This is a genomic window from Janthinobacterium psychrotolerans, from assembly GCF_001677885.1.
GTDB classification, from domain to species: domain Bacteria; phylum Pseudomonadota; class Gammaproteobacteria; order Burkholderiales; family Burkholderiaceae_D; genus Janthinobacterium; species Janthinobacterium psychrotolerans.
On the sequence record NZ_LOCQ01000029.1, the window covers coordinates 1 to 15,326 of the forward strand.

16 protein-coding genes and 1 rRNA gene are annotated in these 15,326 nt (G+C 64.6%); 13 read left to right on the forward strand and 4 right to left on the reverse strand.

Annotation, left to right across the window (positions count from 1 at the left end):
* Together ASR47_RS00845 and ASR47_RS00850 are read right to left on the reverse strand one after the other, a co-directional pair.
* Window positions 1-117: ribosomal RNA gene (locus ASR47_RS00845) — 16S ribosomal RNA — on the reverse strand; the annotation flags it as partial.
* A 396-nt stretch (window positions 118-513) separates the two neighbouring features.
* Entirely contained in the window at window positions 514-1,290 is a 777-nt protein-coding gene (locus ASR47_RS00850; RefSeq protein WP_065305883.1) for an enoyl-CoA hydratase, read from the reverse strand.
* Between the two features lie 240 nt (window positions 1,291-1,530).
* On the opposite strand from ASR47_RS00850, the gene ASR47_RS00855 reads away from it, so the two are divergent.
* On the forward strand, window positions 1,531-1,968 hold the full coding sequence (locus tag ASR47_RS00855) for a universal stress protein (protein ID WP_065305884.1): 438 nt from the start codon (window positions 1,531-1,533) through the stop codon (window positions 1,966-1,968).
* Window positions 1,969-1,970: 2 nt separating this feature from the next.
* On the opposite strand, the gene mltA is transcribed toward ASR47_RS00855, so the two are convergent.
* On the reverse strand, window positions 1,971-3,194 hold the full coding sequence (gene mltA / locus ASR47_RS00860) for a murein transglycosylase A (RefSeq protein WP_065305885.1): 1,224 nt from the start codon (window positions 3,192-3,194) through the stop codon (window positions 1,971-1,973).
* Window positions 3,195-3,204: 10 nt separating this feature from the next.
* Between mltA and ASR47_RS27300 the strand changes: the two genes are divergently transcribed.
* Entirely contained in the window at window positions 3,205-3,351 is a 147-nt protein-coding gene (locus ASR47_RS27300; RefSeq protein WP_171898861.1) for a hypothetical protein, read from the forward strand.
* Between the two features lie 9 nt (window positions 3,352-3,360).
* Here the strand turns inward: ASR47_RS27300 and apaG are convergent, their stop codons facing one another.
* Window positions 3,361-3,735 (reverse strand): Co2+/Mg2+ efflux protein ApaG, encoded by a 375-nt coding sequence (apaG, locus tag ASR47_RS00865; RefSeq protein WP_065305886.1) that lies wholly within the window; start codon window positions 3,733-3,735, stop codon window positions 3,361-3,363.
* Window positions 3,736-3,884: 149 nt separating this feature from the next.
* Between apaG and rpe the strand changes: the two genes are divergently transcribed.
* From rpe to trpD, 11 genes are all read left to right on the forward strand, one after another.
* Window positions 3,885-4,571, forward strand: a complete 687-nt coding sequence (gene rpe / locus ASR47_RS00870) for a ribulose-phosphate 3-epimerase (RefSeq protein WP_065305887.1) — start codon at window positions 3,885-3,887, stop codon at window positions 4,569-4,571.
* Entirely contained in the window at window positions 4,571-5,275 is a 705-nt protein-coding gene (locus ASR47_RS00875) for a phosphoglycolate phosphatase (RefSeq protein ID WP_065305888.1), read from the forward strand. The genes rpe and ASR47_RS00875 overlap by 1 nt, the downstream gene beginning before the upstream one ends.
* 239 nt (window positions 5,276-5,514) lie before the next feature.
* Complete coding sequence (trpE, locus tag ASR47_RS00880) at window positions 5,515-7,011, forward strand: anthranilate synthase component I (protein ID WP_065305889.1); 1,497 nt, start codon at window positions 5,515-5,517, stop codon at window positions 7,009-7,011.
* A gap of 44 nt (window positions 7,012-7,055) precedes the next feature.
* Window positions 7,056-8,393, forward strand: a complete 1,338-nt coding sequence (locus tag ASR47_RS00885) for a sensor histidine kinase (protein ID WP_245714219.1) — start codon at window positions 7,056-7,058, stop codon at window positions 8,391-8,393.
* Window positions 8,384-9,745: a sigma-54-dependent transcriptional regulator gene (locus ASR47_RS00890; RefSeq protein ID WP_065305891.1), complete on the forward strand. Its 1,362-nt coding sequence runs from the start codon at window positions 8,384-8,386 to the stop codon at window positions 9,743-9,745. Before ASR47_RS00885 ends, ASR47_RS00890 begins: the two co-directional genes overlap by 10 nt.
* Window positions 9,746-9,925: 180 nt before the next feature.
* Complete coding sequence (locus tag ASR47_RS27305) at window positions 9,926-10,243, forward strand: hypothetical protein (RefSeq protein ID WP_082988639.1); 318 nt, start codon at window positions 9,926-9,928, stop codon at window positions 10,241-10,243.
* Between the two features lie 11 nt (window positions 10,244-10,254).
* The gene (locus ASR47_RS00900) at window positions 10,255-10,866 is read left to right on the forward strand and encodes a hypothetical protein (protein ID WP_082988640.1); all 612 of its coding nucleotides are present in this window, start codon (window positions 10,255-10,257) and stop codon (window positions 10,864-10,866) included.
* A 24-nt stretch (window positions 10,867-10,890) separates the two neighbouring features.
* The gene (locus tag ASR47_RS00905) at window positions 10,891-12,141 is read left to right on the forward strand and encodes an SLC13 family permease (RefSeq protein ID WP_065305894.1); all 1,251 of its coding nucleotides are present in this window, start codon (window positions 10,891-10,893) and stop codon (window positions 12,139-12,141) included.
* The gene (locus ASR47_RS00910; protein ID WP_065305895.1) at window positions 12,138-13,385 is read left to right on the forward strand and encodes an MFS transporter; all 1,248 of its coding nucleotides are present in this window, start codon (window positions 12,138-12,140) and stop codon (window positions 13,383-13,385) included. Before ASR47_RS00905 ends, ASR47_RS00910 begins: the two co-directional genes overlap by 4 nt.
* Window positions 13,386-13,632: 247 nt before the next feature.
* Entirely contained in the window at window positions 13,633-14,196 is a 564-nt protein-coding gene (locus ASR47_RS00915; RefSeq protein ID WP_065305896.1) for an anthranilate synthase component II, read from the forward strand.
* A 65-nt stretch (window positions 14,197-14,261) separates the two neighbouring features.
* On the forward strand, window positions 14,262-15,305 hold the full coding sequence (trpD, locus tag ASR47_RS00920) for an anthranilate phosphoribosyltransferase (RefSeq protein ID WP_065305897.1): 1,044 nt from the start codon (window positions 14,262-14,264) through the stop codon (window positions 15,303-15,305).
* Window positions 15,306-15,326 lie beyond the last annotated feature (21 nt).

Below are 15,326 nucleotides of genomic sequence, written 5' to 3' on the forward strand. Positions count from 1 at the left end.
ATATTACTCACCCGTTCGCCACTCGCCACCAGAGCAAGCTCCGTGCTGCCGTTCGACTTGCATGTGTAAGGCATGCCGCCAGCGTTCAATCTGAGCCAGGATCAAACTCTTCAGTTTAATCTCTGTTTAATGTCATTTCTGACAGGTCGGACAGTATCACTACCATCCAAATCTTTTGCATTGCAAAAGATTTGCTCACTCAAAAAACTGACAGGCTACTTCCGAAGAAGTATCCTATTTCATTATTTCTTGTGAACATTTGATATTTTAAGTTTTACGTCGATCCGAAGATCAACGCTGCACTTCATCAAATGCCCACACTTATCGACTGTTAATTGTTAAAGAACGGTATTCGGCACTGCGTTTCGCGCTATCGACAAAGCGTTGTGTTTGTCAGCTGCGAAGAAGGAAGAGTATGAAGCGTTTCGGCTAATTCGTCAACCTTCTTTTTTACCCCGCTAACCCTGCAACACCATGTTTTGTGTGCGTCGTTTTGCGAGGAGGCGAATCATATCAAAGGCCGTCGAAGTTTGGCAAGCGCTTTTCCAAAAATGCGTGCATGCCCTCTTTCTGCGCCGGTGTGCCAAACGCTGCCTGGAACAGCCGGCGCTCATACGCCACGCCATCGCTCAGGGTGGTTTCAAACGCGCGGTTGACGCAATCCTTGATCATCATGGCCACCGAAGTGGGCATGGCGGCGATCGTCTTGGCGGCGGCCATGGTTTCTTCCAGCAACTTATCGGCCGGCACCACGCGCGACACCAGGCCGATGCGCTCTGCTTCCACGGCATCGATGGTGCGCGCTGTCAACAGCAGGTCCATGGCCTTGGCCTTGCCGATGGCGCGTGGCAGCCGCTGGGTGCCGCCGGCGCCTGGCGTGACGCCGACCTTGATTTCTGGCTGGCCGAATTTGGCGCTGTCGGCGGCAATCAGGAAGTCGCACATCATGGCCAGTTCGCAACCGCCGCCCAGGGCGTAGCCGGCCACGGCGCCGACCACCGGTTTGCGCACGCGCAGGATATGTTCCCAGTTGCGGCTGATATAGCCTTGCGTATAGGTATCGGGATAGGTGTAGTCGGCCATGGCAGCAATGTCCGCGCCGGCGGCAAACGCTTTTTCGCTACCGGTCAGCACGATGCAGCCGATGTTCTCGTCGGCATCGAACTTGAGCAGCGCGTCGCCCAACTCGTTCATCATGCGCTCGTTCAGGGCATTCAGGGCCTTGGGACGGTTCAGGCGTATCAGCGCGACTTTGTCCTGGATGTCGATGATCAGGTCTTCGTATTGCATGGGTGTCTCCTCTCGATGAACGGTGCTGACGATTGTAGCGGCTAAAGGCAGCGCCACTACAGCCGCGTTAGTATTATTGTCAGCCGTATTGCTGCGCGCGGTTGGACGCAGGAAATCGATCTGGCGTGTATAAGATTGCTTTACCGACACTATTCAGAACGAAGCCCGGCAGACTTGATGTACATCAAGGATTTCCCCCGGGTATATCCATAAGCTGCAACCATTTCCAAGGAGCACATTATGTTCAAGACGATACTTTTCCCTACCGACGGCTCCCCCTTGTCCGACCAGGCAGCCAATACCGCCATCGCGTTTGCGCAACTGAACCAGGCCAGGCTGGTCGCCGTCAGCGTGGTGCAGCCGTTTCCGTTTTCGCCGATGGCCGACGGCGGCATCGTGCTCGACGCCAGCCTGTACGAGCAGCAGATGAATGAATCGGCGCAGCGCGCGATCGAGAAAATCGGCGAAGCCGCGCGCGCCGCCAATGTGCCGTTCGAAGGCGTGGTGGCGTCGTCGCCAAGCCCGCATGAAGAAATCGTCAATACGGCGCAGGCCCATCAGTGCGATATCATCCTGATGGCTTCGCATGGCCGCAAGGGCCTCAATAAACTGTTCGTGGGCAGCGAAACACAGAAAGTGCTGGCGCATACCCACTTGCCGGTAATGGTCTTGCGTTAATTTCAAGGCGCCGGCGGCTGTTTGGGCAGCAACACCCACACCATGCCGCTCTGCTTCATGCGGCCGGCATTCTCGGCCGCTTCCTTGCCGAAGCCAAAGAAGTAATCGACGCGGATCGGCCCGCGGATCGCGCCGCCCGTGTCCTGCGCCATCACCAGGCGCTGCATCGGGATATCGCTGTTCGCCTGCGTGGTCGACAGGAACACCGGTGCGCCCAGCGGCAGGAAGCGCGAGTCGATGGCCACCGAGCGCTGCGGCGTGAGCGGCACGCCCAGCGCGCCTTTCGGTCCCACTTTCGGGTCCGGCAGGCGCTCTTCCTTGAAGAACACATAGCTGGGATTGGCATTGAACAGCTCATCCTTGCGCGTCGGATGGCCTGCGATCCAGGCCTTGATGCCCTGCGCCGACGCCTGGCTCATGGTCAGCTCCCCCTTGTCGACCAGGTAGCGCCCGATCGACTGGTAAGGATGGCCGTTCTGGTCCGCATAGGCGACGCGCACGGTTTCCTGGGTGTCGGTCAGCTGTACCCTGCCGCTGCCCTGCACTTGCAGGAAAAACGCTTCCACCTCATCGTCGACCCACATCAGTTCCTTGCCCGCGACCGATGTTGCGCGCCCGATCTCGGCGCGCGTGGCGTAAGGCACGATCTTCTTGCCCACCAGCCTGCCGCGCAGGCGCATGTTCTTCAGTTCCGGATACACGCCGGACAAGTCCACCGTGACCAGGTCGTCAGGCACCTTGTACAACGGCGTCTGGTACGGCCCGCCGCGTTTGCGCGCGCCATGCAGCAGCGGTTCGTAATAGCCTGTCACCAGGCCGGAGCTGGCGCCATCGGCGGCCACCACCTGGTTCGGCACGAAAAACGCTTCGAAGAACTGGCGGATCGCCTGGTCGCTGTCGGCATTGACTTGGCGCGCGATGGTGCACGATTCCTTCCAGTCGGGCCGCTTGACCAGCACGCCGCACGAGGCCATGAAGGCGGGCCAGGCGGCGCGCACGTCGTCACGCTGCCAGCCGGGCAAGGCGGCAAAACTGACGGGCACAAAAGTGGGCGCCTGGACGTCTTTGGTTTCCGGCGCGGCCGGCTTGGCAGGCAGGGGATGGACCACCGACGGCGTGATGGCTGGCGGCCTGGCCGGCGCGGGCGTCGGCGGCACGGTGGTACAGGCCGATAAAGCCAGCGCGACGGCGGCGCTTGAAACGAGTAGACTGAGGCGTAAAGACATAGGAGAGCGTATGTGGATCTTGGTGTTGGAAGCGATGGTGGCGTTTTTCCTGCTGGCGTTTATCGTCTGGTGGACCATGTACTCGGGCAAGAAGCCCACGCCGCCGGCGCAGAAACAGGTGGCAACCGACAAGGACGCCACCGAGAAGCTGAAATGAGGTAGCGGTTTAGTGCAGCGTGCGCGGCAGCGACAACACGAACTCGGGAATCTGCGCTTCGAACTGATGGCCGTCTTCGGCCACGCAGAAGTATTCGCCGAGCATGGTGCCTTGCGGCGTGGCGAGCACGGTGCCGCTCGTGTATTCGAACTGTTCGCCCGGCTGCAACAGCGGCTGATGGCCGACGGCGCCCAGGCCGCGTACTTCTTCGACCTTGTTGTTGGCGTCGGTGATCACCCAATGGCGCGAGATCAGCTGCGCGCCGGCCGTACCCGTGTTGACCACGCGGATGGTGTAGCTGAACACATGGCGGCCCTGCTCGGGCGCTGATTGCTCGGGCAAATACTGTGTCTTGACCGTTACCGTAAATTCATAAGTCGCCATCGTCGTCCTTGTCTGGTTCATGAGGTGTCGCGCCACAGCCTCGCCGGCTGCGGCACGAGCGGGTATTCTGTGTTTCAAAAGGGCATGGCGGCGGCGTCAAGCGTAAAATAGCGCAACTTTGCATCTTCTACCCTCTGGCCCTGATCACCATGACTACATTTCGCATCGCTCCCAGCATCCTGTCCGCCGACTTCGCCCGCCTGGGCGAGGAAGTACGCAACGTCGTGACCGCCGGCGCCGACATCATTCACTTCGACGTGATGGACAACCATTATGTGCCGAACCTGACGATAGGCCCGCTGGTGTGCGAAGCCATCCGCCCGCATGTGCAAGTGCCCATCGACGTGCACCTGATGGTCAAGCCTGTCGATCGCATTATCCCGGATTTCGCCAAAGCCGGTGCGAACATCATCACCTTCCATCCGGAAGCGTCGGAACACCTGGACCGCTCGCTGCAGCTGATCCGCGACAACGGCTGCAAGGCCGGCCTGGTCTTCAACCCGGGCACGCCGCTGCACTACCTGGAGCACGTGATGGACAAGATCGACATCATCCTGATCATGTCGGTCAACCCGGGTTTCGGCGGCCAGTCCTTCATTGCCCAGGCACTGAAGAAAATCGCCGAAGCGCGCCGCATGATCGATGCATCGGGCCGTGACATCATGCTTGAAGTCGACGGCGGCATCAAGATCGACAATATCGCCGCCGCCGCCGCCGCTGGCGCCGACACCTTTGTCGCCGGCTCGGCCATCTTCGGCAAGCCAGACTATAAAGCAGTGATCGACGCCATGCGCGCCGAATTGGCCAAGACAGTGGCCAAAACGGTGGCCAACTAATGGGCGCGGGCACGGTGACGCATCCAGTGCTGGCCGGCGTGCGCGCCGCCATTATCGACCTCGATGGCACGATGCTCGACACCGTGCCCGACTTTCATGTCGCCATCAACGGCATGCGCGCCGAATTCAAGCTGCCGGCCATCAGCGCCGAGGCGATTTCGCTGATGATCGGCAAGGGCTCGGAAAACCTGATCCGCACGGTGCTGGCGCTCGATTTTGACGCGGCCGGCGTGGAACAGCATTTTGAAAAAGCGATGGATGGCTACCAGCGCCACTACCTGGCCATCAACGGCCAGCACAGCACCCTGTATCCGGACGTGGAAGCGGGCCTGGCGGCGATGAAGGCGGCCGGCCTGCGCCTGGCCTGCGTCACCAACAAGCCGATCGCGTTCGCCCTGCCCCTCTTGAAACTGAAAAACCTCGATCAGTATTTCGAGATCGTCTACGGCGGCGACTCGCTGGCGAAGAAGAAACCGGACCCGCTGCCCTTGTTGCAGGTATGCGCGGACTTCGACCTGGCGCCGGCCAAAGTGGTGGCCATCGGCGACTCCTCGAACGACGCGCAAGCGGCACGCGCTGCGGGTTGCCCGGTGCTGACGGTACCCTATGGCTACAACCATGGACACTCTATACACGATACTGATTCCGATGGTATAGTAAATACGCTACTCGACGCGGCGCAGCTGATACGCGCGCAACACTGACCCTACACCACACCTTATCGTGAACACGTTTCTCATCAAAAAACACAACGTCACCGAAACCGGCTCGATTGAGGCCTGGCTCTGGCGACGCTGGCAATCCTGGCAGGCCTGAGGGCCAAGCCGTCACTGATTGCTGCCGCCTGCACCCTCGCAGGCGGCAGGTTTTTTGATAACTCACCGCAAGCTACGGTGTGCTCAACGCACACTGCACACTGTTATGCTGCGGCATGGAGAGAAACATGACCGAACTCGAATTCAAATCGCTGGCCCAGCAAGGCTACAACCGCATTCCCCTGATCGCCGAAGCCTTCGCCGACCTGGAAACCCCGCTCACGCTGTACCTGAAACTGGCGCAAACCCAGCAAGGCGGCAAGAACACCTTTCTGCTCGAATCGGTGGTCGGCGGCGAGCGCTTCGGCCGCTTCTCGTTTATCGGCCTGCCCGCCACCACCGTGCTGCGCACGTTTGGCAGCTGCACCGAGATCGTGAAAAATGGCGCGGTGATCGAGGAACACGAAGGCAATCCGCTCGACTTCATCGAACAGTACCAGTCGCGTTTCAAGGTGGCGCTGCGCCCCGGCATGCCGCGCTTCTGCGGCGGCCTGGCCGGCTACTTCGGCTACGACACGGTGCGCCATATCGAGAAAAAACTGGCTGGCGGCGCGCCCAGAGATGACCTGGGCCTGCCCGATATCCAGCTGATGGTGACCGAAGAACTGGCCGTGATCGACAACCTGTCCGGCAAGCTCTATCTGATCGTCTACGCCGACACCACCGCGCCCGAGTCCTTTTCCAAGGCGCGCCAGCGCCTGAAAGACCTGCGCATGATGCTGCGCCGCGGCGTCGATGCACCGGTCACCAGCAGCTCGGTGCGCACCGAAACCATCCGCGATTTTTCAAAAGAAGATTATCTGAAGGCGGTGGCCAAGGCGCACGAATACGTGATGGCCGGCGATCTGATGCAGGTGCAGATCGGCCAGCGCATCCGCAAGCCCTACGTCGATTCACCATTGACCCTGTACCGCGCGCTGCGTTCGCTGAACCCGTCGCCGTATATGTACTTCTATAACTTCGGCGACATGCAGATCATCGGCGCCTCGCCCGAGATCCTGGTGCGCAATGAAACGACCAGCGACGGCGGCAAGAAAGTAACCCTGCGTCCGATCGCCGGCACCCGTCCGCGCGGCGCCACGCCCGAGCGCGACGCCGAATTGTCGGCCGAACTGCTGGCCGATCCGAAAGAGATCGCCGAACACGTGATGCTGATCGACCTGGCGCGCAACGATATCGGCCGCATCGCCACCACCGGCAGCGTGCAGGTCACCGACCGCATGGTCATCGAAAAATACTCGCATGTGCAGCACATAGTCTCGAACGTCGAAGGTACCCTGAAAGATGGCTTGTCGAACCTCGACGTGCTGCGTGCCACCTTCCCGGCCGGCACCCTGACCGGCGCGCCGAAAGTGCGCGCCATGGAAGTGATCGACGAACTGGAAATCACCAAGCGCGGCATCTATGGCGGCGCCTGCGGCTACCTGTCGTTTGGCGGCGAAATGGACGTGGCGATCGCCATCCGTACCGGCGTCATCAAGGACGGCATGCTGTACGTGCAGGCGGCCGCCGGCATCGTTGCCGACTCGATTCCCGAAATGGAATGGCAGGAAACGGAAAACAAGGCGCGCGCCGTACTGCGCGCCGCCGAACAGGTGCAAGATGGCCTGGACGGCGAATTCTGATTCCAGCGCCGTGGGCTGAACCAATACCGACCAGGGGATAGCACGTGGCGTTGAACGCAATGTTGAAACGCGACCTGCTGTGGTCATGGGCCGCCATCGCGGCCATGGTGGCGCTGCTGATCTGGCTGCTGCTGCAGCTGGGCCGCCAGGGCGCCGACGCGCAGATCGTGGCCGCGCGCACGCGCGCCAGCGCCATCTGCCAGATCATGCGCGCCGGTAGCGGCAGGATGACACTCAACGGTAACAATGACACCATGGACGAGGCGGTCGACCGGGCAGTGGTCGACATGGCCCTGCGCGAGGACGCCGGTTTCGAAGGCGGCCTGTGGACCGAGCAGCACGGCGTATTTGCCTATGCGTTTCCCACCTACGACGGCAGCGGCGTGAAGGACGATGCGCCGGCGGCAGAACTGCCGCGCATCGCCGCCCTGGCGCGGCGCACCCTGGCGGTGGGCGCCGGCGTCGACGAAGTGCGCCCCGGCCTGCGCGAAGCGGTGGTCTACACCGCCTGCCCTCTATCGAAAAACATGGCCGGCTGGACCATGACCAGGGTCGCCACCATTGCCGACAGCGCCCTCAATCACCTGACCCTGGCCGTCAGCCTGCTGCTCGGCTCACTGGTCATGGCCGGCGCCTGGTTCGCCTTCTTGCTGATGCGCTGGGGCCGCGAGGCGCAGCGCCTGTCCGCACTGCTGGTGGCCAGCGAACGCATGGCGGCCCTGGGCGGCCTGGCCGCCGGCCTGGCCCACGAAATCCGCAATCCCCTCGGCACCATCCGCATGAAGGCCGAAAACGCGCTGGCCGCGCCGCCGGCCAGGCGCCAGGAACGTACCGAAGCCGCCCTGCAAACCACTCTGGGCCAGGTGCAGCGCCTGGAAACGCTGGTATCGAGCCTGCTCGCGCTGACCCAATCGTTCCATCCGCAGCGCGCCCCGGTGGCGCTGGCCGGCTGGCTGGAGCACTGCCGGCTCACGCACGCCGAAGCGGCCGCCGAGATGGGGGTGAGCATCGCCCTGGACGTCGAAGCGGGGCTGGACCAGGCCACGCGCGACATCGCCCTGTTCGATGCCGCCCATATGGAACGCGTGATCGACAACCTGCTGCTCAACGCGCTGGCGCATGCGCACGCCGGCGGTCATATCGTGCTGGGCGCGGCGCGCGGCGACGCCTGCCTGCGGCTGTCGGTCAGCGATGACGGCAGCGGCGTGCCGCCGCCATTGCGCGCCACCCTGTTCGATCCGCTGGTGACGGGCCGTGTCGGCGGCACGGGCCTGGGCCTGGCCGTGGTGCGCGAAGTGGTGCAGGCGCATGGCGGCAGCGTGGCGCTCGACCCGACTCACGCTCAAGGAACCCGCATCGTGCTGGAGCTGCCATGGCCATGATCCTGATCGTCGACGACGACACCGCTTTTCGCGACACCCTGGCCGAGGCGCTCTGCGATCTGGACTACCAGGTCAGCCAGGCCGCCAGCTGCGAAGCCGGATTGCGGCGCCTGCAAGCGGGCGGCATCGACCTGGCGATTGTCGACCTGCGCCTGCCCGGCGACAACGGCCTGGCGTTTTTGCGCGCGGCCCCTGCCCTTGCGCCCGGCGTGCCGTGCATCATGCTGACCGCCTATGCGGTCGGCTCGAATACCATCGAGGCCATGCGCCTGGGCGCGTTCGACCATCTGACCAAACCGATCGGCCGCGAGACGCTGGCGCAGACCTTGGCGCGCGCGCTGCGCACCAAAGAGAACGACACGGTCGACACCAGCGCCATGGCCGATACCAGCCAGGCCGGCGAACAAATGCTCAGCAATAGTGAAGTGATGCGCGCCATCTTCAAGCGCATCGGCCTGGTGGCCGACAGCGACAATTCGGTGCTGGTGCTGGGCGAGACCGGCACCGGCAAGGAACTGGTGGCCCAGGCCCTGCACGCCAACAGCGCCAGGAAAGCCGGCCCTTTCGTGGCCGTCAACTGCGCGGCGATTCCGGCCGACCTGCTCGAGAGCGAATTGTTCGGCCATGTCAAAGGCGCGTTTTCCGGCGCCACGGCCGAGCGCGCCGGGCGCTTTCGCGAAGCCGATGGCGGCACCCTGTTCCTTGACGAAATCGGCGACATGGCGCTGCCGACCCAGGCCAAGATCCTGCGCGTGCTGCAGGAGCGGGAAGTGACCCCGCTCGGTGGACGCCATGCGCTGCCGGTCGACCTGCGCATCGTCGCCGCCACCCACCGCGATATCGAGGCCGACGTGGCGGCCGACGCGTTTCGCGCCGATCTCTGGTACCGCCTGCAGGTCATCACCATCCACCTGCCGCCGCTGCGCGAACGGCCGGAAGATATCGACCTGCTGGCGGCGCACTTTTTGCAGCAGGGCGGCAATGGCCGCGCCAAGCGCCTGTCGGGTGCCGCGCTGGCCGCGCTGCGCGCGCATGGATGGCCGGGCAATGTACGCGAGCTGCGCAACACCATGCAGCGCGCGATTGCGCTCAGCGAAGGCGAGCTGATCGAGGCCGGACACCTGGGCCTGAACGCGGCTCGCGCATCGCAGGCGCAGACGGCGACCACCGCCGCCCCGCCTGGCGATATCGACTGGGACGGCCCGCTCGACGCCGCCGTGGCGACGCTCGAAGCGGCCATGCTGCTGCGCGCGCTGGCAGCCTGCGCTGGCAACCGCAGCCAGGCCGCGCGCCGGCTGGGCCTGTCGCGCCAGCAGTTGTACCGCAAGCTGGCGCAATACGGCCTGGAGTAGGGCCGCCGGCGACATGCCGGGCGGACAGCTGTCCGCTCTGGTGACAGCCCCGTGTCACCAGAGCGGACACTCCCCCTTCGCATGGCCACGCGATGCGCGGACAATAGCGGCCTCTGGCACTGGCACGCAATCTGCATAGTCATGACTACCACCCTTTCAATCCGAACAAAGGAGTTAGCCATGACCGTACGCAAACCTTCCATGATGGTGCTTGCATTTGCCCTGTCCACCCTGTCAGCCAGCGCCTTTTCGGCGGCCGTGCCGGTGCGCCCGCTCACCCTGGCGCAAGCCGAGCCGGCGCCACCGCCACCGGCGCCCGGCGCGGACGTGCCGCCGCCGCCAAAACCGCCGGCACGCAGGCCACGGCCACCGCGCCCACCGGCGCCCGGTAGCGATGCGCCTCCACCACCGCCACCGCCGCCGGCCCCGCCAAGCGGTGAAGCACCACCGCCGCCACCTGCGCCACCCGCACCACCTGGCGGCGGCACCCAACTGTAAGAGCGGGCGCGATGAAACTGCATGCAGCCTTGCTGGCGGCGCTCCTTGCCTGCATGGGCGCCGCCATCGCCCAGGCGCCACCTGGCGCCGAGGGCGTGGTGGCGCGCTACCTGACCACGCCCTACGGCGAGGTCAATGGCCTGCGCCTGGACAATGGCACGCTGGCGCTGTTCGCGCCGCACCTGGCCCAGCGCTTTTTCGAGTCGACCGCCGTTGGCGACCAGGTGCGGCTCCATGGCCATGGCGGCGCCGATGGCATACTGCGCGCGACCAGCATGGTCAACCTGACGACGCGCAGGACGGTGGCCGACATGGCGCCAGCACCACCGGCGCCACCGGCAAACCGTCCACTGGCCACGCTCGAACGCATCGAGGTGGCCGGCACCATCGACCTGGTGCTGCGCGGACCGCGCGGCGAAGCCAATGCGGTGCTCCTGCAGGAAGGCGCGGTGGTGTATTTCCGCCCCGACCTGATCAGGATACCGCTGGCGCGCCAGCAGCCATTCGCGGCAATCGGCATCGGCACGCGCGGCAGCTGGGGCCCGGCGCTCGAAGCGGTGGCCGTCGGCACCAACCTGGAACAGGCCCGCGCGGCGATACATGCACCACCACCCCTACCCTGAACCAATCCCAGGAGCACAGCACGCATGTCGAGTGAAATTTTATTGTGGATCATTACCGGCCTGACCATGGCCGGCATCGTGCTGCGCCCGGGCGGCTTGCCGGAGGCCCTGTGGGCCAGCCTGGCGGTGGCGGCGCTGTTGCTGCTGCGCCTGATCACGCCACACGATGTGCTGGCGGGGGCGGCGCGCGGCGCCGATGTGTATCTGTTTTTGGGCGGCATGATGCTGCTGGCCGAGATGGGCCGGCGCCATGGCGTCTTCGACTGGCTGGCGGCGCATGCCGCGCGCGCGGCCGGCGGCTCGGGCAGCCGTCTGTTTTTGCTGATTTACCTGGCCGGCACCCTGGTCACCGTCTTCCTGTCGAATGACGCCACCGCCGTGGTGCTCACGCCCGCCGTGTATGCGGTGGCGCGCGCGGTCGATGCGCCGCCGCTGCCCTACCTGCTGGTGTGCGCCTTTGTCGCCAATGCGGCCAGCTTCGTGCTGCCGGTGTCGAACCCCGCCAACCTGGTGATGTTCGGCGCGCACATGCCCAGCCTGGGCAACTGGTTGATGCTGTTTTTGCTGCCCTCGCTGGGCGCCATCGTGGTCACTTACCTGGTGCTGCACCTGCGGCTGCGCGCCACCTTTGACGTTGCCATCCGTACCGATGTCGCGGTGCCGCGCCTGGCGCCGGCCGGCCGTTTGGCCATCGCCGCGCTGGCCGGCACGGCGCTGCTGCTGGGCTGGGCCTCGGCGCGCGGCATGGAGCTGGGCGCCGTCACCCTGGGCGCTGCGGCGTCGGCAATGCTGTTCACCTGCCTGGCCGCGCGCAGCGCGCCGCTGGTACTGCTGCGCGCTGTATCGTGGGATGTGCTGCTGATGGTGGCCGGCCTGTTCGTGCTGATCCAGGCGCTGCAGCAGCATGGCGTGGTGGCCATCCTGGCCAGCCAGTTGCACACGCTGCGAGCGCAGGCACCGGCCATGGCCGACAGCATGGTCGGCGTGGTGCTGGCCTTCGCCTGCAACCTGTTCAACAACCTGCCCGCCGGCCTGCTTGGCGCGGCGACGCTGGACCAAGTGGCCGCGCCCGCGCCGCTGCGGGCGGCGGCCATGATCGGCATCGACCTGGGACCGAACCTGTCGGTCAGCGGTTCGCTGGCCACCCTGCTGTGGCTGACGACCCTGAAGCGCGAAGGCGTGCAGGTCGGCGCCTGGACCTTCCTGAAACTGGGCGCGCTGGTCATGCCGGCCAGCCTGCTGGCGGCCTTGCTGCTGCTGTGGGCGCAGTCATGAGCGCGCCGGGCACGCTGGAGCGGGCCGCATCCGTGCCTGCGCCGCTGGGCGGCAAGCTGATGGCGCTGGCGGTGTTGAATTTTTTCCTGGCCGATTCGCGCGATGGCCTGGGGCCCTTCCTCGACGCCTATCTGACCACGCAGGGCTGGCGACCGATGGACCTGGGCCTGCTGGCCACCATCGGCGGCGTGCTGGGACTGGCCGCCGGCATGCCGGCCGGCGCGCTGGCCGACCGCAGCCACCACAAGCGATTGATGATCATCGCGCCCGTCACATTGATCACCGTCATGAGCATGCTGTGCATCGCCTTTCCCGGGCGCGCGGTGGTGTTCTCGACGCAGACCCTGGCCGCCCTGGCCGGCGTGCTGATCATGCCGGCATTGTCCGGCATCACCCTGGGCCTGGTGGGACCAAAGCGTTTCGGCGAACAGCTGGGCAGAAACGAAGCGTACAACCATGGCGGCAATATGGTGCTGCTGGGCGCCACCTGGGGCGCCAGCGCCTGGTTCGGCCTGCCAGGCGTGGCCGTGCTGATGCTCGCCACCACCATCGCCACGGTGGCGGCCACCCTGGCCATCGATCCCCACGCCATCGACCATGTGGCGGCGCGCGGCGGCGAGTGCGGCGGCGAGCGCGGCGAACATCCCCCGGCCTCGACCTGGCGCGTGCTGGTGCACAACCGCCCGCTGCTGCTATTGAGCGTGGCCTTGCTGCTGTTTCACTTCGGCAACGCCCCACTGGCGCGTTTGATCTCGCAGCAGTTTGCTCTGCAAATGCAGCGCCCTTTCGAAACCACGGCCATCATCACCATGGTCTCGCAAACGGCGGCCTTGGCGGCGGCGGTGGCCGCGCCGTTCATCATCCGACGCGACCTGGTGCGTACGGCGGCCGTACTGGCCATGCTGACCCTGCCCCTGCGCGGCGTGATCGCCTGGGCGTTTTCCAGCTTCGGCATGATCTATCCGGTGCAGCTGCTCGATGGCCTGGGGGTTGGCCTGCTCGGCATTCTGACGCCCTTCCTGGTCGAGCGCCTGACGCGCGGCAGCGGCCACTTCAACCTGGCGCTGGCGGCGGTGATGGTGGTGCAAGGCGTGGGGGCGGCGTCGAGCAATATGGTGGCCGGCTACCTGGTCACGCACTACGGTTACAGCGTCACCTACCTGCTGCACGGCGCGATGGCGCTGGTGGCGCTGGCCGCCCTGCTGCCGGCGCTGCGTCCGGCTCGGCCAGATGCGCGCCGATAAAAATCGCATGCGCACCCGCACTGCATGGCCGGATATTGGTGTAATATTAGGCCATGCAACAATTCTCCATCCGCTTCCTGTCCTTCCCTTGCTGGTGCTGGCGTCAAGCCTGACCACAACTCCCCCTATCGCCCGCGCACACTGCACGGGCAGCAAAAACAAACTGTGCCACAACGCTGCCGAACTGGAAAGTTTGCGGCCGTGCGCGGAAAACCAGTCACCCATTCAACCAGGTTAGGCACCCAATATGCTGCTGATGATCGACAACTACGACTCCTTCACCTACAACATCGTGCAGTATTTCGGCGAACTCGGCGAGGATGTGCGCGTGGTCCGCAATGACGAAATCACGATCGAACAGATCGAAGCGCTGAACCCCGACCGCATCTGCATCTCGCCCGGCCCCAAGGCGCCCGCGCAGGCCGGCATTTCCATCGCGGTGCTGAAACACTTCGCCGGCAAGAAGCCCATCCTTGGCGTATGCCTGGGCCACCAGGCGATCGGCGAAGCGTTCGGCGGCAAGGTGATCCGCGCCAAGGAAGTCATGCATGGCAAGACCTCCGTCATCGCCCATACGGGCGTGGGCGTGTTCAAGGATATCCCCAGCCCCTTCACCGTGATCCGCTACCACTCGTTGGCGATCGAACGCGCCTCGCTGCCGGCCTGCCTGGAAGTGACGTCGTGGACGGACGACGGCGAAATCATGGGCGTGCGCCATCGGGAATTCGACGTCGAGGGCGTGCAGTTCCACCCCGAATCGATCCTGTCGGAGCACGGCCACGCCCTGCTGAAAAATTTCCTCGAGCGCTGATTTGTTCGTGCACGCGCGAGCGTGCCCCAGCGTCCTCCTGCGCCATCACTGAAGAAAGAAGCACCATGCCGATCACCCCACAAGAAGCCCTGCTGCGCTGTATCGAACACCGCGAGATCTTTCACGACGAAATGCTGTACCTGTTCCGCCAGATCATGTCCGGCGAAATGTCGCCCACCATGATCGCGGCGCTGACCATGGGCCTGCGCGTGAAAAAGGAAACCATCGGCGAAATCGCCGCCGCCGCGCAAGTGATGCGCGAGTTTTCCACCAAGGTGCCGATGGCCGACACCACCAACCTGCTCGACATCGTCGGCACCGGCGGCGACGGCGCGCACACCTTCAATATCTCGACCGCCTCGATGTTCGTGGCCGCCGCCGCCGGCGCGCGCGTGGCCAAGCATGGCGGGCGCAGTGTCTCGTCTTCTTCCGGCAGCGCCGACGTGCTGGACTCTTTGGGCGTCAACATCAACCTGCAGCCCGAGCAGATCGCCCAGTCGATCGCGCAGACCGGCATCGGCTTCATGTATGCGCCGAACCACCACGCGGCCATGAAGCATGCGGCGCCGGTGCGCCGCGAGCTGGGCGTGCGCACGATTTTCAATATCCTGGGCCCGCTGACCAATCCGGCCGGCGCGCCGAATATCCTGATGGGCGTATTCCACGCCGACCTGGTCGGCATCCAGGTGCGCGTGCTGCAGCGCCTCGGCGCGCAGCACGCCATCGTCGTCTATGGCCGCGACAATATGGACGAAGTGTCGCTCGGCGCCGGCACCATGGTCGGTGAATTGGTCAACGGCGAGATCCGCGAATATGAAATCCATCCGGAAGATTTTGGCCTGCAGATGATCGCCAGCCGCAACCTGAAAGTGGCCGATTCGACCGAATCGAAAACGAAGATGATGGAAGCGCTGCGCGGCGAACCGGGCGCCGCTTCCGACATCGTGGCCCTGAACGCGGGCACGGCGCTGTACGCGGCCGGCGTGGCCAGCTCGATCGAAGACGGCCTGGCGCGTGCGCGCACGGCCGTCAGCTCGGGCGCGGCGCTGGCGAAACTCGAGCAATTCGTGCAAGTGACGCAGCAGCTGGGCCAACCGGCACAAGCGTAATTCCCACCGTAACCTTTTATA